This is a genomic window from Collinsella sp. CLA-AP-H1, from assembly GCF_040092945.1.
Taxonomy (GTDB): domain Bacteria; phylum Actinomycetota; class Coriobacteriia; order Coriobacteriales; family Coriobacteriaceae; genus Collinsella.
In genome coordinates this window covers 1-19,706 of record NZ_JBBNKO010000010.1, presented here as the reverse complement: position 1 = coordinate 19,706, position 19,706 = coordinate 1, and the positions used below count along the sequence as shown (strand labels likewise).

At 59.4% G+C, this 19,706-nt stretch carries 19 protein-coding genes and 1 riboswitch; of the genes, 12 read left to right on the top strand and 7 right to left on the bottom strand.

The window, feature by feature from the left end; genetic code table 11:
- The first annotated feature begins 25 nt into the window (after positions 1–25).
- From AAAV44_RS06605 to AAAV44_RS06595, 3 genes are all read left to right on the top strand, one after another.
- On the top strand, positions 26–976 hold the full coding sequence (locus AAAV44_RS06605; protein WP_022094138.1) for an L-lactate dehydrogenase: 951 nt from the start codon (positions 26–28) through the stop codon (positions 974–976).
- 126 nt (positions 977–1,102) lie between these two features.
- Positions 1,103–2,263 carry a DUF2974 domain-containing protein gene (locus tag AAAV44_RS06600; protein WP_349115096.1) on the top strand — a complete coding sequence of 387 codons (1,161 nt, stop codon included), beginning with the start codon at positions 1,103–1,105 and terminating at the stop codon, positions 2,261–2,263.
- Between the two features lie 110 nt (positions 2,264–2,373).
- Complete coding sequence (locus AAAV44_RS06595; RefSeq protein ID WP_195503303.1) at positions 2,374–3,378, top strand: nucleoid-associated protein; 1,005 nt, start codon at positions 2,374–2,376, stop codon at positions 3,376–3,378.
- A gap of 142 nt (positions 3,379–3,520) precedes the next feature.
- On the opposite strand, the gene dapD is transcribed toward AAAV44_RS06595, so the two are convergent.
- Genes dapD through dapA form a run of 3 tightly spaced genes read right to left on the bottom strand, consistent with a single transcriptional unit; the run spans position 3,521 to position 7,322 of the window.
- The gene (gene dapD / locus AAAV44_RS06590; RefSeq protein ID WP_349115095.1) at positions 3,521–4,240 is read right to left on the bottom strand and encodes a 2,3,4,5-tetrahydropyridine-2,6-dicarboxylate N-acetyltransferase; all 720 of its coding nucleotides are present in this window, start codon (positions 4,238–4,240) and stop codon (positions 3,521–3,523) included.
- A 39-nt stretch (positions 4,241–4,279) separates the two neighbouring features.
- A complete protein-coding gene (gene dapB, locus AAAV44_RS06585; protein WP_349115093.1) occupies positions 4,280–5,020 on the bottom strand; it encodes a 4-hydroxy-tetrahydrodipicolinate reductase in 741 nt (246 codons plus the stop codon).
- Entirely contained in the window at positions 5,013–7,322 is a 2,310-nt protein-coding gene (gene dapA / locus AAAV44_RS06580) for a 4-hydroxy-tetrahydrodipicolinate synthase (RefSeq protein WP_349115092.1), read from the bottom strand. The genes dapB and dapA overlap by 8 nt, the downstream gene beginning before the upstream one ends.
- A 65-nt stretch (positions 7,323–7,387) precedes the next feature.
- Positions 7,388–7,556: riboswitch (Lysine riboswitch) on the bottom strand.
- Between the two features lie 144 nt (positions 7,557–7,700).
- Between dapA and AAAV44_RS06575 the strand changes: the two genes are divergently transcribed.
- The 7 genes from AAAV44_RS06575 to AAAV44_RS06545 all read left to right on the top strand — a co-directional run bounded on the left by AAAV44_RS06575 (position 7,701) and on the right by AAAV44_RS06545 (position 12,585).
- A complete protein-coding gene (locus tag AAAV44_RS06575) occupies positions 7,701–8,888 on the top strand; it encodes an N-acetyldiaminopimelate deacetylase (protein ID WP_349115090.1) in 1,188 nt (395 codons plus the stop codon).
- Between the two features lie 101 nt (positions 8,889–8,989).
- Entirely contained in the window at positions 8,990–9,271 is a 282-nt protein-coding gene (locus tag AAAV44_RS06570) for a type II toxin-antitoxin system RelE/ParE family toxin (RefSeq protein ID WP_271744584.1), read from the top strand.
- A complete protein-coding gene (locus tag AAAV44_RS06565; RefSeq protein ID WP_343007032.1) occupies positions 9,243–9,584 on the top strand; it encodes a HigA family addiction module antitoxin in 342 nt (113 codons plus the stop codon). Before AAAV44_RS06570 ends, AAAV44_RS06565 begins: the two co-directional genes overlap by 29 nt.
- A gap of 29 nt (positions 9,585–9,613) precedes the next feature.
- Positions 9,614–9,937, top strand: coding sequence for a hypothetical protein (locus AAAV44_RS06560; RefSeq protein WP_349115088.1), 324 nt, complete (start codon positions 9,614–9,616; stop codon positions 9,935–9,937).
- A 186-nt stretch (positions 9,938–10,123) separates the two neighbouring features.
- Entirely contained in the window at positions 10,124–10,645 is a 522-nt protein-coding gene (locus AAAV44_RS06555; protein WP_349115087.1) for a DUF4352 domain-containing protein, read from the top strand.
- Between the two features lie 39 nt (positions 10,646–10,684).
- Entirely contained in the window at positions 10,685–11,107 is a 423-nt protein-coding gene (locus AAAV44_RS06550) for an XRE family transcriptional regulator (RefSeq protein WP_349115086.1), read from the top strand.
- A 98-nt stretch (positions 11,108–11,205) separates the two neighbouring features.
- Entirely contained in the window at positions 11,206–12,585 is a 1,380-nt protein-coding gene (locus AAAV44_RS06545) for a protein kinase (protein ID WP_349115085.1), read from the top strand.
- Positions 12,586–12,623: 38 nt separating this feature from the next.
- On the opposite strand, the gene AAAV44_RS06540 is transcribed toward AAAV44_RS06545, so the two are convergent.
- Together AAAV44_RS06540 and AAAV44_RS06535 are read right to left on the bottom strand one after the other, a co-directional pair.
- The gene (locus tag AAAV44_RS06540; RefSeq protein ID WP_343001016.1) at positions 12,624–13,757 is read right to left on the bottom strand and encodes a hypothetical protein; all 1,134 of its coding nucleotides are present in this window, start codon (positions 13,755–13,757) and stop codon (positions 12,624–12,626) included.
- Positions 13,758–13,991: 234 nt separating this feature from the next.
- Complete coding sequence (locus tag AAAV44_RS06535) at positions 13,992–14,624, bottom strand: MOSC domain-containing protein (protein WP_349115083.1); 633 nt, start codon at positions 14,622–14,624, stop codon at positions 13,992–13,994.
- Between the two features lie 234 nt (positions 14,625–14,858).
- On the opposite strand from AAAV44_RS06535, the gene AAAV44_RS06530 reads away from it, so the two are divergent.
- Together AAAV44_RS06530 and AAAV44_RS06525 are read left to right on the top strand one after the other, a co-directional pair.
- Positions 14,859–16,115, top strand: a complete 1,257-nt coding sequence (locus AAAV44_RS06530) for an ATP-grasp enzyme (protein WP_035137907.1) — start codon at positions 14,859–14,861, stop codon at positions 16,113–16,115.
- Between the two features lie 84 nt (positions 16,116–16,199).
- Positions 16,200–16,946, top strand: coding sequence for an aspartate/glutamate racemase family protein (locus AAAV44_RS06525; RefSeq protein ID WP_270226906.1), 747 nt, complete (start codon positions 16,200–16,202; stop codon positions 16,944–16,946).
- Between the two features lie 124 nt (positions 16,947–17,070).
- Here AAAV44_RS06525 and AAAV44_RS06520 read toward each other — a convergent pair whose 3' ends face one another.
- Both AAAV44_RS06520 and AAAV44_RS06515 read right to left on the bottom strand, forming a co-directional pair.
- Positions 17,071–17,817, bottom strand: a complete 747-nt coding sequence (locus AAAV44_RS06520; RefSeq protein ID WP_349115082.1) for an energy-coupling factor transporter transmembrane component T — start codon at positions 17,815–17,817, stop codon at positions 17,071–17,073.
- Positions 17,810–19,561, bottom strand: a complete 1,752-nt coding sequence (locus AAAV44_RS06515) for an energy-coupling factor transporter ATPase (RefSeq protein ID WP_349115081.1) — start codon at positions 19,559–19,561, stop codon at positions 17,810–17,812. Before AAAV44_RS06515 ends, AAAV44_RS06520 begins: the two co-directional genes overlap by 8 nt.
- Positions 19,562–19,706 lie beyond the last annotated feature (145 nt).

Here is a 19,706-nt window from a genome sequence, read left to right as displayed (position 1 = left end):
TTGTGGAGAGAGATGGGAGTTTCTAATGGTTAACGAGAAGAAGGTCGCTATTGTCGGGTGCGGTTTCGTCGGTTCGTCTTCGGCGTTCGCACTGATGCAGAGCGGTCTGTTCTCCGAGATGGTCCTCATCGACGTGGACAAGAACCGCGCCGAGGGTGAGGCCCTGGATATCGCGCACGGCATGACGTTTGCCGAGCCGATGAAGATCTACGCCGGCGATTATTCCGATGTCGCCGACGCCGCTATGATCGTCGTCACCGCTGGCGCTGCCCAGAAGCCCGGTGAGACCCGCCTGGACCTGGTCAACAAGAACGTCAGCATCTTTAAGTCCATTATTCCCGAGATTAAGAAGTCCGGCTTCGACGGCATTCTGCTAATCGTCTCCAACCCGGTCGATGTTCTGACCTACGCCGCCATCAAGATGTCCGGCCTGCCCGAGGGCCACGTCATCGGTTCCGGTACCGTGCTCGACACCGGCCGTCTGCAGCAGATGCTTGGTGCCCACGTCGAGGTTGACCCGCGCGATGTCCAGGCCTATGTCATGGGCGAGCACGGCGACTCCGAGTTTGTCGCTTGGTCCAGCGCTCAGGTTGCCGGCGTTCCGCTGAACACCTTCTGTGAGCTTCACGGCCACCTGGAGCATGAGGCTGCCGAGAAGCGCATCGCTGAGGACGTCAAGAACTCCGCCTACACCATCATCGAGAAGAAGCACGCCACCTACTATGGCGTCGCCATGGCCGTCAAGCGCATCTGCACCGCCGTTATGCGCGATGAGCAGACCGTTCTGCCTGTCTCCTCGCTCATGGTGGGCGAGTATGGCCTGTCCGATCTTGCCATCTCCATGCCGACCGTCGTTGGCCGCGACGGCGTTGTCTGCCGCGTCCCCGTGCCGCTGAACGATGACGAGCAGCATGAGCTCACCGTCTCCGCCAAGGCCCTCAAGGACATCATCGACAGCGTCGATTTCTCCTGCTAAATCAAGCTCGCTAGAGCGAAAAGCTACAATGAAGGCGTCCGGGTCCACACGGCCCGGGCGCCTTTTGGTGCAAAGTAACCTGACCCCAATGCACCATCCCAATACACCATAGTTGATGGGAGGGCCATGTCGGATTCGCCTAATTTTTTGACCTATGCCCAGACGGCGTTTGATCCGTTTGAGGAGCGGCCGTTCTGCGCGGTGGACAGCCTGGTCTTTGCGTGGTTGTCCTATTTGCGTTTGCCGGGTGATATGGCGGAGCTGACGAACTGGCAGGGCCTAGACGTACGCGAGCTGCTGCGTGCCGAGTGCTACCGGGACATGATTGACGACTTGTGGGACCCAGAGGGGAGCAGGGCCTTGCTGGAGGCCGTGGCAGCAAGTCCTCGCTACCGTGGCGTGCACGTTTGCGGCTATCGTGCTGTGAGCGATATGGTGGCGACGGAGCAGTTTGCAGCCATGACGTTCCGGTTTCCGGCGGGGTTTAGCTATCTTTCCTTCCGGGGGACCGACAGCACGATTGTGGGCTGGAAAGAGGATTTTAACATGGCGTTCCGGTGTCCTGTGCCGGCCCAGGAATCCGCGGCGCGTTATGTGGACGAGGCGGCGGATGCGATTGACGGGCCGCTTTTGTGCGGAGGTCATTCCAAGGGCGGAAACCTTGCGGTGTACGGTGCGGCGATGTGCTCCGATGTCGCCCGTGAGCGAATCGAACGGGCGTATTCCCATGATGGTCCGGGCTTCGTCGAGGAGTTTCTGAACGGCAACGCCTTTGCCGATCTTTCCGGTCGAATCGACAAGACGCTACCTCGGTCGTCGATCTTTGGCATGATGTTCGAGACACAGGAGGACTATGCCATCGTTGAGAGCACCGAGTTCAGCCTGCTGCAGCACAATCCCTTTAGCTGGGTGGTTGATGGTTGCGACTTCGTGTACTGTGAGCGCCTGTCTGCCGGTGCTCGATACGTTGATGGTTCCATTCGTGAGATGCTGCTTGCAGTGTCGCCTAGCGAACGCGAGCGTTTTGTAGATGCGTTGTTCTCCGTGTTTGAGGCTACGGGTGCTGAGCGGTTTGCGGATATCGCTGGGAATCTGCGCGAGAGCCTGCCCGTGATGCTCCAGGCTGCGCAAGGCTTTGACGAGGATACACGACGCTTTGTCTCGCAGACCATCGTTGCGATTCTTAAGTGTGCGCTGCTGCCCAAACGACCCCAGATCGACGTGCCCGCTGCCGGCAAGAGTTTGGCAGAACAGCTCGAGGCTTGGCAGTCCGAGCTCCTGCGCTAACCATTGGTGCAAGCAACCTGTCCCCGATGCACCAATCTTCGAAGCGCCTGGGGCGGGCTCGACCGCTATACTGATTCGTGCCGAAATCGATCTAGAACGGAATGCCGTATATGAAAATCAATCACGCGATTCTGCATATCCTGGACTTTGACTCTGCCGTCAACGTCATGAGCCAGCGCGAGTTGGATATCGAAAGCCGTACTGTCCGCAACTTCGTGACCACACATCTGCGTCGCGCGCGCACTTCGGCCGATAACAAGCGTGCCACGTTTGCCGAGAACTCCGCATTCGGCGGCGAGCTCAAGAGCTATTTCTTTGGTGAGCGTGAGTTCGTGGACCTGTCGCAGCAGATTGCGGAGTTCATCTCTTCCGAACTCACCAAGGCCGAGAAAGCTGAGTCCACCGACGTGCTCGTGGCTGATTTTGACGACGATGAGGATGCCCGCTGGTTTGCCGTGATGCTGCTGGGCTCCAAGCAGGCCTTTATGCACGAAGTGGGCCGCGAGGAAGGGGAGGTGCGCAACGACATCGCGCGCCACTACGCCATTCTGCCGAACCCCTCGCAAAAGGTGCCGAGCTATGCCATCGTGCGCGCGAGCACCATGGAGATCGGCTATGTGGACAAGAAACGCAAGATCGCCGGTGAGGACCGTATGCTTATCCCCGATGGCCTGCTGCAGTGCGACACGGGCGTATCGGGCAAGGAGGTCATCGACACCGTGACGCGTGTGGTCGAGGAAGTCGCCGGGGAGCACGGTGCCAACACGGCCGTGGCGCTCGCAAAGGTTAAGGCCGCTGTGGCCGAGAAGGTCGAGGATGACGAGGAGCTGCCGCCTTGGGATATCGTCGACGAGGTCTTTGAGGACGAGCCGGTCATCAAGGAGAGCGTGCGCGCGGCACTGACCGAGGAGAAGGTGCCTGAGCGTGTGCCCGTGGAGCGCAAGCAGGTCGAACGCGCGGCGGTGCGCAATCATAAGATCCGTACCGACACGGGTATCGAGATCAGCTTCCCGGCCGAGATGGGTTCGAACTCCGAGTACATTGAGTTCGTCAACGAGCCCAACGGCCTCATCTCTATCGAGCTCAAGAACATCGGAAGTATTGAGAATCGATAAGCTGTGCTTGGACGTTGCAGAAAAACAAAGGCCGAAGCCCTTCGGGACTTCGGCCTTTTTTGTTTTCGGCTTGGTTGCTGACATTGCGCCGCAGGTTGGGCATACGTCAGCGAAAACGCGGTTTGTCAAAACCGCGTAACTATTAAAGTTGACGTAAGCCCTCTTCCAGTCCGGTCTTGCTGTTGGTCTTCTCGTCGCGCATCTTGATGACGCGGGCGGGGACACCGGCCACGACGGCGCCGGCGGGGACATCCTCGACGCACACGGCGCCGGCGGCAACGACAGCGCCCTTGCCTACGTGCACGCCCTCCAGGACCACGCCGTTGGCGCCGATCATGACATCGTCCTCGATGATGACAGGCGTGGCGCTTGCGGGCTCCACGACGCCCGCCAACACGGTGCCGGCGCCGATGTGGCAGTTCTTGCCCACGGTGGCGCGACCGCCCAGCACGGCGCCCATATCGATCATGGAGCCCTCGCCGATAACGGAGCCGATGTTGATGATGGCGCCCATCATGATGACGGCGCGGTCGCCGATCTCGACGCGGTCACGGATGATCGCGCCCGGCTCGATGCGGGCGTTGATACCCTTAAGGTCGAGCATGGGCACGGCAGAGTTGCGGCAATCGTTTTCAACGTCGTAGTAATCGATAGAATCGGCATTGGCGTCAAGGATGGCCTTAAGCTCATCCCAGTCACCAAAGACGGTCTTGCCACGACGACCGCCGTAGACGTGTGCATTGCCCCACTGGACCTTCATGCCCGGCTTCTCGCGCACGTACAGCTTGACGGGTGTCTTTTTGGGCGCAGTGGCGATGTAGTTGATAATCTCCTGTGCATCCATCTCGGCTGCGTTGCTCATATGCTGTCTCTCCTTTGAGGGGGTATGGTTGATAACTAGTTAGGCGAACATGACCTGGTCGAAGGTGTAGAAGCCGGGGTCGCGGGTGATGAGCTTCTGTGCGGCTGCCAAGGCGCCGTTGACGAAGATCTGACGGCTCGTGGCGCGGTGGACGAGCGTGACCTCCTCGTCCTGGCCAAAGAAACTCACCTCGTGCACGCCGGCGACGGTGCCGCCGCGCAGCGAGTGCATGCCGATCTCCTTGGGGTCGCGCGCGCCGCACATGCCCTCGCGGCCATAGACGGGGTGGTAGCCTGCCTCGGGTTCAGCTTCGACGACGGCGTCGAGCAACAACTTGGCAGTGCCACTGGGGGCGTCGACCTTTTGGTTATGGTGCGTCTCGACGATTTCACAGTCAAAGCCGGGCAGCTCGCGTGTGGCCTGTGCTACCAGATGACGCAGGGCTGCGATACCGATGGAGTAATTGCCGGAGTGCATGACGCGGGCGTTCTGACCCAGCTCGCGCAGGCAATCCATCTGCTCGGGTGTGTAGCCCGTGGTGCCCGAGACCAACGCCGCGCCCGTGCGCTCGACATAGGCGACGACGGCATCGAAGGTCACGACGTTTGAGAAGTCGATAATCACATCGGCAGCCGGTGCGTTCTCGAGCTCGCTCAAATCGAAGCCAATCTGGGCCACGATATCAAAAACGGGCTGACCGGCGGCGTCGACAACGCCCTCGGCGGTAGTGCGGATGAGCGAGCCCATGCGGCCCGTTCCCATAATGACGGTCTTAATCAAGCAGACCAGCTCCCTTCAGAGCATCTGTGAGTGCGGCGCGCGTGTCGTTGGCCATGGGGCATAGCGGCATGCGGTAGTTTGCCTCGATCATACCCATCTGAGCGAGCGCTTCCTTAACGGGGATGGGGTTGACCTCACCAAAGAGGGCATTGATGAGCGGCTGACCGGCAATCTGGATGTCGCGGGCTCGCTCCGCGTCGCCGTCCAGATAGGCTCGGCACATGTCGTGCACGAGCTGCGGCTGAACATCGGCCCACACGCTGATGGTGCCCGAGGCGCCCAGGCTCATGAGCGGTACGGTAAGCGCGTCCTCGCCCGAGTACATGCGGAAGTCGTCTGACAGCAGGTGGGCGATCTTGGCCGCGTAGGCGACGTTGCCCGAGGCCTCCTTAATACCCATGATGTTGGGGTGCGCGGCCAGGCGTTCTACGTTGCGCTCGCTGATGCCGCAGCCACAGCGGCCGGGGATGTTGTACAGGATGCAGGGGATGTCCACGGCATCGGCGACGGTCTTAAAGTGCTGATAGATACCCTCTTCATTGGACTTGTTGTAGTAGGGGGTGATGAGCAGCAGGCCGTCGGCTCCCAAGCCCTGGTAAGTAAGCGACTTGGTGAGCATGGTCTGCGTGGAGTTGGAGCCCGAGCCGGCAATGACGGGGACGCGTCCTGCAACATTCTTGACCACGGCGGCGACGACGGAGTTATCCTCGTCGTCGGTCATCGTGGCGCTCTCGCCGGTGGTGCCCAGGGTGAGGATGGCGTCGGTGCCGTTTTGCAGGTGGAAATCGATAAGGCGCTCGAGTGCGTCAAAGTCGACACTGCCATCCTTTTTAAACGGCGTGACGAGGGCGACGATTGAGCCCTCGAGATTGCGGATGTCCATGTTCTTCTCCTTCGCGTCCGCGATCTGGATGCGTTTGTTCCATTGGGCGGCGACTGTCAGGCGCTCGTCTTGGGCGCGACGGCGGGCACTTTCGGCGCGCGACTTGGCCAGCAGCTCTCGGCCGCTCGGCAGCACGTCGAGCGTGGCAAAGTAATCGCCCGGGCGCTCGGCGCGGCGGATGAGGTCGGCCGAGCCATCGGGGCGCAACAGGACCTCGGCGGAGCGCAGGCGTCCATTGTAGTTGTAGCCCATGGAGTAGCCATGCGCGCCGGTATCGTGGATCACAAGCAGGTCGCCCATGTCGATATGCGGCAGCTCGCGGTCGATGGCGAACTTGTCGTTGTTCTCGCACAGATTGCCCGTGATGTCGTAGGTGTCCGTGACGGGCGCTGTGGTCTTGTCGTCGCCACCCGGCTGGCCCATCACCGTAATGTGGTGGTAAGCGCCATACATGGCAGGACGAATCAGATCGACGGCGCTTGCGTCCACGCCGATATAGTCCTTGTAGATCTGCTTTTCGTGGATGGCTTTGGTGACCAGGCAGCCGTAGGGGCCCATCATAAAGCGGCCCATCTCGGTGCAGATGGCCACGTCGCCCATGCCAGCGGGAACCAGAATTTCGTCGTAGGCCGCATGCACTCCTTCGCCGATGGCACGGATATCGTTGGCCTGCTGCTCGGGCAGGTAGGGGATGCCGACGCCGCCGGATAGATTGATGAAGGCGACGTGTGTGCCGGTCTCGCGCTCCAGGCGCACGGCAAGCTCAAAGAGGATGCGCGCAAGCTTGGGGTAATAGTCGTTGGTGACGGTGTTGCTGGCAAGGAATGCGTGGATGCCAAAGTCCTCGGCACCCTTGGCCTTGAGCGTGCGGAAGGCCTCGAAGAGTTGCTCGGTGGTCATGCCGTACTTGGAGTCGCCGGGGTTATCCATGATGCCGTTGGAGAGTTGGAACAGGCCGCCTGGATTAAAGCGGCAGCTGACCGTTTTGGGGATGGGCCCCGCAACACGCTCAAAGAACTCGATGTGGCTGATGTCGTCAAAGTTGACGATGGCACCCAGCTTGTTGGCGAGCTCAAAGTCGGCAGCCGGCGTGTCGTTGGACGAGAACATGATGTCGTGTCCCGTGATGCCCAGCGAGCGGGCGATCATGAGCTCGGTATAGCTCGAGCAATCGCAGCCGCAGCCGTATTCGTTGAGAATGGAGATGAGCGCCGGGTTGGGGTTGGCCTTGACGGCAAAGTATTCCTTAAAGCCCGGGTTCCATGCAAAGGCGTCGCGCACTTCTTGCATGTTGCGGCGGATGCCCGCCTCGTCGTATAGATGAAACGGCGTGGGGAACTGCTCGACGATATGCTCGAGTGTCTCCTTGTCCACAAACGGCTGCTTGGCCGCATATGCCTCGTTGGGGGTCAATGCCATGTCCCGTAAACCTCGCTATCCAGACGGCGCCATCTGCGCATCGAATCCGCATAGCGTGGACCCAATGTCCGGATAGCGCTCCCGCATTGCTGCAGACAGTCCTGTGGGTGTTTCCCACAGGCCCACCAGGTTGTTCGTGCCCGAAAAACCCAGTTCGGCGGGTTTCGCCTCCCCACGGGGTCAAAGCCTGCCGGCTCGCCCGCGGCTCTTCGTGCCCGCGCCTCTATCAAGTGGTAAAGACCCTATCACGTTGCACTTTACCAAACAAGAGTATTCGTATATAACGTTTAAAAAATGCAGCAATATGCTGGAAACATGTGTGCCACAATCCTGTATCACAATAAGTTGCAACAGATGTGCCTCACGAAGGGATTCTCTATGACCGAGCTCCAAGAACTCCGTCGCTATCGCCGCGATCTCCATCGCATTCCGGAGCTCGATTTCGATCTTCCGCAGACTATCGCCTATATCGAGGGCGTGTTGGCGCCGCTCGCTTGCGAGGCGACCCATCCGTGTCCCAGCTGCGTCTGCGCTTTCTTCGACGCTGGCGTTGGTGCCGCGCGTGCCACGGCGATTCGCGCCGATATGGATGCGCTGCCCATCGCGGAGGCGACGGGAGCGGCCTTTGCCTCGATCCATCCCGGCAAGATGCACGCTTGCGGACATGACGGACACATGGCCATGGCACTTGCCGCCGCGACGTATGTCGACCGTACGATTCGCGAGCAGCCGGGCGCCATTAGGCGCAACGTTCTCTTTGTGTTCCAGCCGGCCGAGGAAACGACCGGTGGTGCCAAGACGGTATGCGAGAGCGGTGTGTTCGAGCGCTATGGGGCTGACCGCATTTTTGGCTTCCATGTGTGGCCCGATCTGCCTGCCGGCACGTTGGCGAGTTGTTCCGGTCCGCTGCTGGCGCGTTCGAGTGAGACACACATTCATATTCACGGGACGAGCATCCATATCGCTAAGACCTATGGCGTTCCGGTCGAGGAATCGCACGATGCGGCGCTGGCGGCTGCCAAGTTCTTGGTTGCCGAGCGCGAACTGATGGACGAGCTGGGCACCGACGAACCCTGTATCGGCAAGTTTGGCCTGCTGCAGGCTGGCACCGTTTGCAACGCGGTGGCGGGGGAGGCCCATGTTGCCGGCAGTCTGCGCGTGTTTACAGACGGTATGTTCGACCGTGCGCGCGAGGGTGTGCGTCGTGTACTCGACGAGGCATGCGCTGCAACGGGCTGCACGTACGATCTCGACTTTGCCGAGGGCTATCCGCCGGTCGACAACGACCCCGAGTTGTTTGCTCGAATCGCGCCTGCTCTGCCCGAGTTGCAGCTCGTGGACGAGCCGCTGCTTATTGCCGAGGATTTCGCCTTCTATCAGCGCCATCTGCCAGGCGTGTTCTTCCTGCTGGGCACGGGCGTTCCTGTCAGTCGGGATAATCCGAGCGACACCGAGGGCTGTCCCGCCTATGCCACGAGTGCCCTGCATACTGATACCATGCTCTTTGACGAGGAAATCCTACTCAAGGGTCTCGATGTCTACAAACGATTGCTTCTGCTTGGTTAATTGGCGAAGGATACCTGCTCTAGAAAACACGAACAGATGTACGGTATAATAGAGATGTAAGTCTATAGAAACGTTTGACGTTATTAACGTAAGGCGATACTATGATTGCATCATATAAAGATGAAGACACTGAACGCTTCGCAATGGGTGTGCGGATTAGGAAGTTCATTCCTTTTGAGCGGGTCGCCTTGAGGAAGATTCGCCAACTGCAGATCTGCGCTTCGCTTGATGATCTTCGCGTTCCGCCAGGTAATCGTCTTGAAGCGTTGAAGGGCGATCGCGCTGGTCAATATAGCATCCGTGTTAATGAGCGCTATCGGGTCTGTTTTGAGTGGAGACAGGGGATGGCTTGGAATGTCGAAATCGTCGATTATCACAAGTGATGAGACCGCGCCCGATTTGCTGTCGCCGGTGACTCCTGGTGAACTTCTCAAAGAGGAATTTCTTGTTCCTATGGGCATTTCTCAATATCGCCTTGCTAAGGAGACCGGGATTCCGGCACAGCGTATTGGGCAGATTATTTTGGGAAGGCGTCGTGTTACGGCTGACACTGATCTTCGCCTTTGCCGCTACTTTGGCCTAACGGATGGCTATTGGCTTCGCGCTCAGATGGCGTTTGACCTCGAGGCAGAGAAGAGGCGCATCGAGCCGGAGCTGGATAAGATCGTTCCCGTTCAGCGGGCCGTTGCGTTGTAGTGCTCAAAGATATTGAGGTTGGAGTGACGATGGAACGACGCCGACAGACTGCCGTGTATAGTCCGGGTGGATGCGGGTGTGGCTTGCTGCTGCTTCCGGTTATTGCTGTGAGCATTGGCGTAATGTTTGCGCTTGCCGGGTTGGCAGCAGCGGCACTTGTGCTGTTGATTGCGGCCATTGGCGTGACGATTTGGCTCTGCCGCAATCGCGAGCAACGCCGTGCCGACGGTAAAACCGATGTTGGCTGGGTCGTATTCCTGGTCATTGCGTACCCGCTGAGTGTCAGCTACCTGGTGTTCTTTGTCCTGTTGATAGTCAGTACCTTTACCGGGGAATCCGTCACGGTGGGTTGATGCACTGCCAGCAGACGGTCGCGCAAAGTGCGTTTGCTCGGCGTTTGGATAACCGCATTGGCCGTTTACCGCAACCTTAGCTCTCAGCTAATGAATTCAAGTTTAATCCTTCCTACGATGTGCTGTGTGCCGGCGCGGTAGCCGGATCGTAGGAAGGATGCATAATGAAAAAAGCTCGAAAACGAAGTGCTGCTGAGCCGTCGCGCTGCACTTGGCGCATTCGCCACCGTCGCCCTGGGGACTGCCGGTCTTCTTGCCTGTTGTGGTAGCGATAAGGCGACCGTCACGGAGGACGCTGGCGATGGCGACAAGAAGGAAGAGGCGAAGAAGGAAGAACAGTCTACGACTGACCTGGCGGTTGGTGCGACGGTGACCACGGCTGCCGGTCTTTCCGTCGTTGTCGATTCCGTCCAGCCCGGCCTCACAAATTATGACGGTTCGACCATGACGGGCATTCACGTCACGTACGTTAACAATGGCGATGAGGGCGCAGATTACAATATCTACGACTGGAAGGGCGAGGACGCCAACGGCGCTCAACAGAATCAGGGTTACTACAGCGAGGGCTCTGATGAACTGCAGTCTGGCACCCTTGCCGCCGGTGGCTCCGTGGCGGGCAATATCTACTTTGATGGCGATATCAAGAAGGCACTGTATTTTGCCAACATGTTTGATAAGTCTGCCACTGCAAGCTGGATGCTGGCCTAGCATGTCGCTACCGTTGCGCCGTATGGGAGGTGAGGTCGTATGCCCGATAAAAAGCTGACGGACGAGTTGCTCAATGAGCTTCTCGACGCGCCAAACATCGATGTCTATATCAAAGAACACGACTTTGCCGCTCCGTCGCTTTCGGACTACCTTAAGCAGCTGCTGCAGGAAAAGGGCTTGGAGCGCTCGCGCGTGGTTCGTATGGCCGATCTCAATGAGACCTTTGGCTATCAGATCTTTACCGGCGCGCGTCATCCGAGTCGCAATAAGGTGCTGCAGATTGCCTTTGCGATGGCGCTGACGCTCAAAGAGACCAACCGTGCGTTGACGGCTGCCGGGGTAAGCGTCCTAAACTGCAAGGACCGCCGCGATGCGATTATCATCTTTTGCATCGATCGCGGATGCAGTCTCCAAAAGGTCAACGAGGAGCTGTATCGCTTTGGCGAGGAGACGGTGAGTTAGCGGCTGATATCTGAGCCGGCGGAGCTGCCGAACAACGATGCAAACGAACGGGGCGCGGATGCCATGGGGTGTCTGCGCCCTGCGCTATGATGGAGGCTATGGATACTCAGACCCCAACATATTCCGATGACGAGCTGACCGCAGCGCTTGCCGAGCACCTGGCGTCGCTCGATTGCGACGACAGCTATCGCGTGGAGCGTGTACTTAAGCGCTCGTCCGTTGAAACAACCGAGCTCGTGTACTTTGAAGGAACCGGCGGTGGTTCGCTCGGTCCCTTTGTTCGTAAACGCATCGATGCTTCGGCTCAAATCGGCGGGGCATACGAGCGTCTGTTTGCCGCTCAGCGGGCAGGCAGGCGTTTTGAGCACCTGCCCAGAATCGTCGATTGTTGTCGTGTGGGCGACGAGCTCAACGTGGTTATGGAATACATCGAAGGGGAGACACTCGGGGCGCTGGTGGACCGTCTGGGAGCCACCCCCGATTATGCGCGTGAATTGTATCCTGCCCTATGCGATGCCGTGGGCGAGCTCCATGCCGGTTTTGCAATGGTGGGGGAGACGTCGGCGCCGGTGATCCATCGCGACCTCAAGCCGTCGAATATCATCGTGACAGGTGCCAACTATACGCCTGATGACGGCCTGACATTTTCATCGCTGGTGATTATCGACCTGGGGATCGCGCGCGTATGGCGCGATGGCGCCGATGCTGACACCGTCAAGTTTGGCACGCGACCCTATGCGCCGCCCGAGCAGTATGGGTTTGGGCAGACGAGTGTGCGCAGCGATGTCTACGCACTTGGGGCCCTGTTGTTCTTTTGCTTGACGGGAGTCGACCCTAAACCAGGGCTCGACATGCGCGAGCAATGTGAGGCATGCGGCATTCCCACTCCACTTACCGATGCCGTCTGCATGTCGATGGCGCTCGACCCGGCCAAGCGTTTTGCGAGCGCGGAAGCGTTGGGACGGGCGACGCGCGCGGCATACGATCTAAGTCGCCCCGTGCGGCCTCCTGCGCCTGTGCTTGTCCGTACTCCGGCCTCGGAGACGGTGTTGACGCCCCAAGGGCTCCAGAACCCCACAGGGCTTCCTAGGCCTGCCGCCTCCACTGCATGCGGTCTGCTCTCTCGCGTTCCGGAGTCTCTGGGGCGCATTTGGAATACGCTCGTCTTCTTCTCGCTGCTTGTGTTCTTTGCCGGAAGTCACTTTGCCGTCTTTCATCCCACCGGAGCAAACCAAAGCTACCCGACGTGGCTTCTCATAATCGAGTATTTTTTCTTTGTCGATGGCCTTATGGTGCTTATGCATTTTGCGCTGCTCGATAAGCGCCGTCTTCGTCGGCGATTCGCATTGCTCGACAGCTATCGCGGCAAGAAACTCGCGAAACTCTGGCTCAAGGCATTGGGTGTGCTGCTCCCATGCATGATCGTCATAGTCGCGGTTGCCAATGCGACCGGCGTCGTCGATACCTCCGCTACCTAAAAGAAAAAGGGCCCCATTGGGGCCCTTTGCAGTTGCACTTAGATGCGGTTCATCTGGGCGGCGACTTTGTTGTACCAGTCCTGCCACGTGGGCGGGCAGTACTTTTTGGCCGCTGCCGGGGTAAGGGTGGAGCCGTAGTTGGCGCCCAGATAGGCAACGTGAGCGGAGATGCCCTCGCTCCAGCTGCCAAAGCTGCGCCAACCGCCGCCACGTGCACTCCAGCCCCAGGCGTTGTAAGAATTGGCGCAATAAGCACCCTTGGTGCTCTCGATGCAGGCGATGGCGGGGGACCAACGGGGGTCGACACCGGTATTCCAAGCGGCGACGGCAAAGTTATACCCCTGGCCTGCCATGGGGGAGCCGGCGAGATAATTGTCAATGCGGCTCGTCCACTCATTAATGAACGAATCGTAATCGGAGCTACCGGTATTGGCGTTGTTCACCGTGGTGTCGATGGTGGTGTTGGTGTTGGTGGCCTGGCTGCTGGAATTGCTGCCGCTTACGCCCTCGCCCGAGAGCTTCTCGGCGGCAGCGGCCTTATCGGCCTCAAGCTTGGCAAGCTCGGCGGCATTTTCCTGCTCGGCTTTTGCCTGTGCCTCGCTGCGGAGCTGCTGGGCCTGCGCCAGCGCATCCTCGGCGTTTTTCTGCTCTGCCTCAAGCTGAGACTTGGCCTGCTGGAGCTCAGCCTTGTTCTGCTCGAGTTCGGTTTGCATGTTATTGAGCTGTTCGATCTCGTCGACGCTCGAGCTCGTGATCTGGTTGGTGTATTTGCAGGTCGTGATGAACTCACCCAGGCTCTGTGCGTTGACCAGGAAGCTCACGATGGGATTGGTGCCCTTCTGATACTTGTACAGATCGCGCATGGCGGAGCTTGCCTTGGCCTGCTGCTCGGGAAGCTTGGCCTCGATTTCCTCGATGCTTGCCTCATTGGAGTCAATCTGCTTTTGCAGGTCATCGAGTTTGGTGCGGGCGTCGTTGTAGGCGCTCGTGGCGGCTTCGATCTTCTGCTGGGCTGCGGAAAGCTGGTCCTGCGTTGCCTGCGAGGCGGCATACGCCGCAACGGGGGAGAGCATCGGCGTGGCCGTCAGCGCAACGGCGAGCACGGCGCTCGTGATGATACGAGCCGGCTTCGACGCAATGAGCGCTGCGGTGCGATGATTCGAATGCTGCATCCAGTCCCTCTGCAATCAATCGTAGGTTATGGTTCGAACGGTATTCTACTACTGCTTTCGACCTCAACTTGAACCTTAAAGGTTCCAAAGGGTCAAGTTGAACTTGAGGCTTTGGCTTTGACCTGCAGTTATGATGAATTGTTGAGAAACCATAGAGTTCAACTTTAACGTTACAGAGCTCTGTTTGAGAGGGGTTTTGGGCTGTAAAAGCCATCTCAACGTGGGGTTTTATAACTACAGCGTGCCCTTCTGGCGAGCCTGCTCAATCTCTTCGAGGGCCTCGGCGGGGGTGAACGAACAGGTGCCGTCGCCGAGTTTGATTACCTGGATATCGTCGCCGGCGTAGACCTCTCCGCCCTTTAGTACCACGCCAAAAACGCCCTCGTGGGGAAAGATGCAGTCGCCGGCGAGATAGTAGATGGCACAGCGTGTGTGGCAGACCTTGCCGATTTGGCTGATTTCGACAAGCACCTCGCTGCCAAGCTTGAGCTGTGTGCCCAAGGGGAGCGAGAGCAGGTTGATGCCCCGGGTTGTGAAGTTCTCCCCAAAGTCACCCTCGTGTACGTCGAGCCCGCGTGCCTGCGCCGTCTGGATGGACTCCGCGGCTAAAAAGGAAACCTGACGGTGCCAATGTCCGGCGTGCGCATCGGTGGCGAGGCCATATTGCTCTATAACGGTGTCGCGTCCATCGGCGACGGGCGACTTGCGAGTGCCCTTGTGTACCGACGTGTTGATCGAGACGATGTGGGCGGGTCCGTTGTAGGCGTCGTTTGCCGTGCACAGGGGAGCGGTCGCTTTCGCACGTTTCGCCAGCTCGCGCCTCGCGGCATTGAGGATGGGATTATCGGTCGGATGGTCTTGGGGCACGTGCGCGCCTTTCGCTCGAGGATGTCAATACACTGAATCCTACAACAATGGTAGGTTCATTGCCCGCTGTCATACAATGGTGAGCGCCGTCTTCGTGCTGGCCTTCGTGCTGGACGATTACGTCGATTGCCATAGATACGGTGGAGCTTTGGGCGCCGGCGGCTTGGCACGCTAGAATAAATCAGTTGCGCAAAGACCGCCCGTTGTGTGGGCAGTTCATGATAGGAAGTTTCCATGGCATTGCAATTTACAGAGCGCGAGTTCATTCCCGTGCTGCTCGGTGGCGACATCAACGCCTATTCGGTGGCGCGCGCCTTCTACGAGGAGTACCAGGTCAAGAGTCTGGTCTTTGGCAAGTATCAGACGGGTCCCGCGTACCGCAGCCAGATTATCGACTACACGCCCAACGTGGATATCGACACCATGCCCGTGATGCTCAAAACCGTCAACGGCATTGCCCAAGCGCATGCCGACAAGACTATTGTCCTTGTGGGCTGCGGCGACAACTATGTCGCTCTCGTGGCTCAAGCCAAGGATGCTCATGAGCTGGCGGATAACATCGTCGCTCCCTACGCGCCCTACAGCATGCTCGAGCAGTGCCAGAAGAAGGAGATCTTCTACGAGCTGTGCGAGAAGCATGGCGTGCCCTATCCACACACGTTTACCTTTACCAAGGCGATGCTTAATGCCCAGGGTGAGGCGCCTGCCGAAGTGCTCGACCAGATCGATTTTCCTTACCCGATGATTCTGAAGCCTTCTGACGGCATCATGTGGTGGCAGCATGAGTTCGAGGGCCAGAAGAAGGCCTATGAGATTGCCGACCGCGCCGAGCTGGAACAGGTCATTCGCGATTCGTATGCCAGCGGCTACACCGACGATCTGATCTTGCAGGATCGCGTGCCCGGCAACGACGAGTACATGCGCGTGCTCACCAGCTATTCCGACCGCAACGGTAAGGTCCGCATGATGTGCCTGGGCCATGTGCTGCTCGAGGAGCATCAGCCCCACGGTGTCGGCAACCATGCCTGTATCATTACCGAGCCTAACGACGAACTCATGGGCGGCGTGCGCAAGCTGCTCGAGGACCTTCACTTTGTGGGCTATTCCAACTTTGACGTTAAGTACGACGAGCGCGACGGCTCGTTTAAGTTCTTCGATTTCAACACGCGCCAGGGTCGCAGCAACTACTACGTTACCAACAGCGGCTTTAACGTTGCCAAGTATGTGGTGGACGAGTATGTGTTCAACCGCCCGTTTGAGCCGGAGTTTGTGACGGCGCAGGACGAGGCCCTGTGGATGGTCGTCCCCATGGGCGTCGTCGACAAGTACGTCAAGGATCCCGAGCTGCGCGCTAAGGTGCATCGCCTGGACAAGGAAGGTAAGGGCGCCGACCCTTCGTTTATGAAGGGCGACTTTGTCTTTAACCGCTGGCTGCGCATGTGGCACACCAAGCTGCGCCACTTTAAGCTGTTCAAGACGTATTACAAGTAGATGAGTGCGGCGCCCGTCCGGTTTGCATCGGGCGGGCGCGGGTATGATACGCGCAATTGCGCAAGCGTCACCAAGGAGGCGGCGATGGAAAAGCTGGGAGTTATCGGCGGCATGGGCGCCGAGGCCACGTCGTATTACTACGACCAGGTGGTGCGTCATACGGCTGCTGCCTGCGATCAGGAACATATCGACATGGTGGTGCTCTCCAAGTCGACCATGCCCGACCGCACGCTGGCCATTAAGACCGGCGAGCATGCCAAGCTGCTGGCGACCATGAAAGAGTGTGCCCAGGCACTCGAGTCGCTGGGCTGTGCGCACATTGCCATTCCCTGCAACACGTCGCACTACTTCTACGACCAGATCCAGTCGTTTACCACAGTGCCGATTATCCACATGCCGCGTGAGTCGGTGCGCTATGCTCTGGCCGGTGCGGTGATGGGGGAGTGCGAGTTCGATCCCAACCTGAGTATGCCGGCCGAGCCGGTGCACAAGATTGGCATCATGGGCACCGACGGAACCGTGGGCGCGGGCGTCTACGGCCGCGAATGTAAGGCTGCGGGTGTTGAGGTCGTCTATCCCAGCGAGAAACGTCAGAACGATGTGATGTCGCTTATCTACGATGATGTGAAGGCCGGACGTGAGCCCGATATGGATAAGTTCGACCGCGTGATGTGGGAGTTCGCCCGTAGCGGCTGCGACCGCGTCATTCTGGCCTGCACCGAGCTCTCGGTGTTGCAAAAGTACCGAGAGATGCCCGAGATCACCCTCGACGCCATGGATGTCCTGGTGCGCGAATCCATCATCCGTAGCGGCGCCCCCTACCGCCTCTAGCTTCCGACCTGTCAAAAAGGGACAGGTTAATTTTGGTAGGTTTTATCTGGTGAAACAGTAAGGCCTCGGCTCGTTTGGTGCGAGCCGAGGCCTTTTGCGTTGGGCGGTTGCTGTCAGTGGTGAACTAGAACAGGAAGCCGATGGCGATGAGGGCGATGCTGACGATGAGCACGGCGATGTCTAGGCCCTTGATGGGGTAGCGCTTGTACGAGCTGGCGCGCGTACGCAGATAGAAGCCGCGCTGTTCTGCCGCCAAGGCTGTGGCATCGGTCTTGCCCACGCTCGAGATGAGCAGCGGCACGCACAGTGGCAGCATGAGCTTAAGCTTCTTGATGGGGTTCTTGGTGTCGTACTCGACGCCGCGTGCGGTCTGCGCCTCCATGATGGCGTTCATCTCTTGACCAAACACCGGCACGAAGCGCAGCGCCGTGGTAAAGGTGAAGGCATAGCGATACGGCACGTGCAGCACCTCGACGCAGGCGTTGGCAAGGTCGTTGAGCTTGGTCACCGTGAGCATGAGGATGAGTGGTAACGCCACACCCAGCAGGCGCAGGCAGGCCTTCGATCCTGTGATGAGGCCCGTGTCGGTGATAAAGCCCCACACCACGTTGCCATCGCGCATAAAGGCCAGCTGGAGCACCAGCATGATAAGCGCGAGCGGAATCAGCAACTTGAGCAGCGAGAACAGACGGTCGACGACGCCGGCATAGGCACCCAGCGCAAGGGTGAGTGTCAAAAAGCCCAGCAGCGCCACGTAGGTGTCGGACAAGAAGATGCCGACGATGATGGCGGCGGCGAGGCCCAGTTTGACGACGGGGTTTAGGCGATGCAGCAGTGTATCGCCCGGCATGTAGTCGATGACGTTAACCACGGTGGACCATCTCCTTGGTAATTCGAACGACATCGGTGACCTCGCTCACCTGCGCAAAAGCGGGCGAGACGGAAGATGCCAGACGGCGCGAGAGTTCGATGACCTGGGGCGGCTCAACGTAGGCATGCTGCATGAGTTCGATGTTCGAGAACAGCTCGTGCGTGCGGCCGCGGTCGAGGATGCGACCGTCGGCCATTACCACAATGCGCTCGGCAAAATCCGAGACGACTTCCATATCGTGGCAGACCATGATGACGGCGCAACCGCGCTCGGCCATGGTGCGTACCGTTTCCATCACGGTCATGCACTCGCGGTAGTCCAAGCCGCTCGTGGGCTCGTCGAGCACGACGATCTTGGGCTCAACCACTACGACGGAGGCAAGTGCCACCATTTGTCGCTGGCCACGCGAAAGCGAGAACGGTGCCTCGTCGGCGGGCAGACCAAAGCGGTCGATGACCAGCTGGGCGCGACGCAGAGCCTCGGCACGGTCCATGCCGCCCAGCTCCAAGCCAAAGGCGACCTCGTCGAGCACGGTATCCTTGCAGATCTGGCGGTCGGGGTTTTGGAAGAGGGTCGCGACCTCGCGAGCGATGCGGCTCGTGGGAACGGCTGCGGTATCCAGTCCCGTGACGCGCACGCTGCCCGAGGCGGGCTTAAGCAGGCCCGTGAGCAGTTTGGTGAGCGTGGTCTTGCCGGCGCCGTTTTGGCCGACGATGCCCACGAGCTCGCCGGGATAGAGCGTCAGGCTAAGGTCGTGTACGGCGGCGCCGCCATTGGGATAGGCAAACTCAACATGGTCGAAGGTGAGTACGGGTTCGGCGTCCTTGGCATGAGGGCGCAACGACGGTGCATGCGGGGAACCGGCGGGCGCCTGGGCTTCGATAGCCGCGTGTGCGGGGTCGACGATGCCCGAAATCAGGCGCTCAGCCTCGTCGACATCCAGACAGGGCGTGCCGCTTACCAAGCCATCGGTCTCGAGGCTGTTGAAGATGCGCGTGACGCGCGGACAATCGACACCGATGGTGCGAAGCTCGTCGGTGCGTGCGAAGACCTCGTGTGGCTCGCCCTGCAGCGCGATTTCGCCATGGTTGAGCACGAGCACGCGGTTGCAGTACTCCGAGAGCAGGGCGACCTTTTGCTCAACGACGACGATGGTGATTTCAAGTGCGCGGTTTGCCTCACGCAGCGTCTCGAAGACCAACGTGGAGCTGGCGGGGTCGAGTGCCGCGGTGGGCTCGTCGAGAACCAAGACGCGCGGACGCATGGCGAGGATGGCGGCGATGGCTACCTTTTGCTTCTGTCCGCCCGAGAGGGTGGCGATCTCGCGGTCGTGCAGGTCGCTGATGCCGACGGTCTCGAGAGTTTCGCTCACGCGCTGCTCGATCTGGTCGTGGGGAACGCCAAAGTTCTCGAGCCCAAAGAGCATCTCGTCCTCGACGACCGAAGCGACCATCTGCGTGTCGATATCCTGTAGCACACTGCCGACGATTTGCGACACGTCGGTGAGCGAGACTTCGCAGGTGTCGTGGCCGTCGACCATGACGGACCCAAAGAACGTGCCGGTGTAGTGGTGGGGCACGGCGCCCGACAGGCAGGCGGCAAGCGTGGACTTGCCGGCGCCCGAGGGCCCGATGATGCCGATGAAATCTCCCTTGTTCACGCTGAGCGAGATGTGGCTGAGCGCCTGCTCGGTCTGCGTGCCATAGGAGAACGAGACATCGTCGACGTTGATGATCGTTTCCATGGATACCTTTCGTAGTCATTGGGTGTTCCTATAGTTTTGTCAACCGTCGGGGCTACTCCCGGTAGGGCACCCGGTCGCGCATCACGGCGTATATCGCCCTGAGCCGCTTCCTCGCGACGGCCTTGAGCGCCCGCCCGTGCCCCAT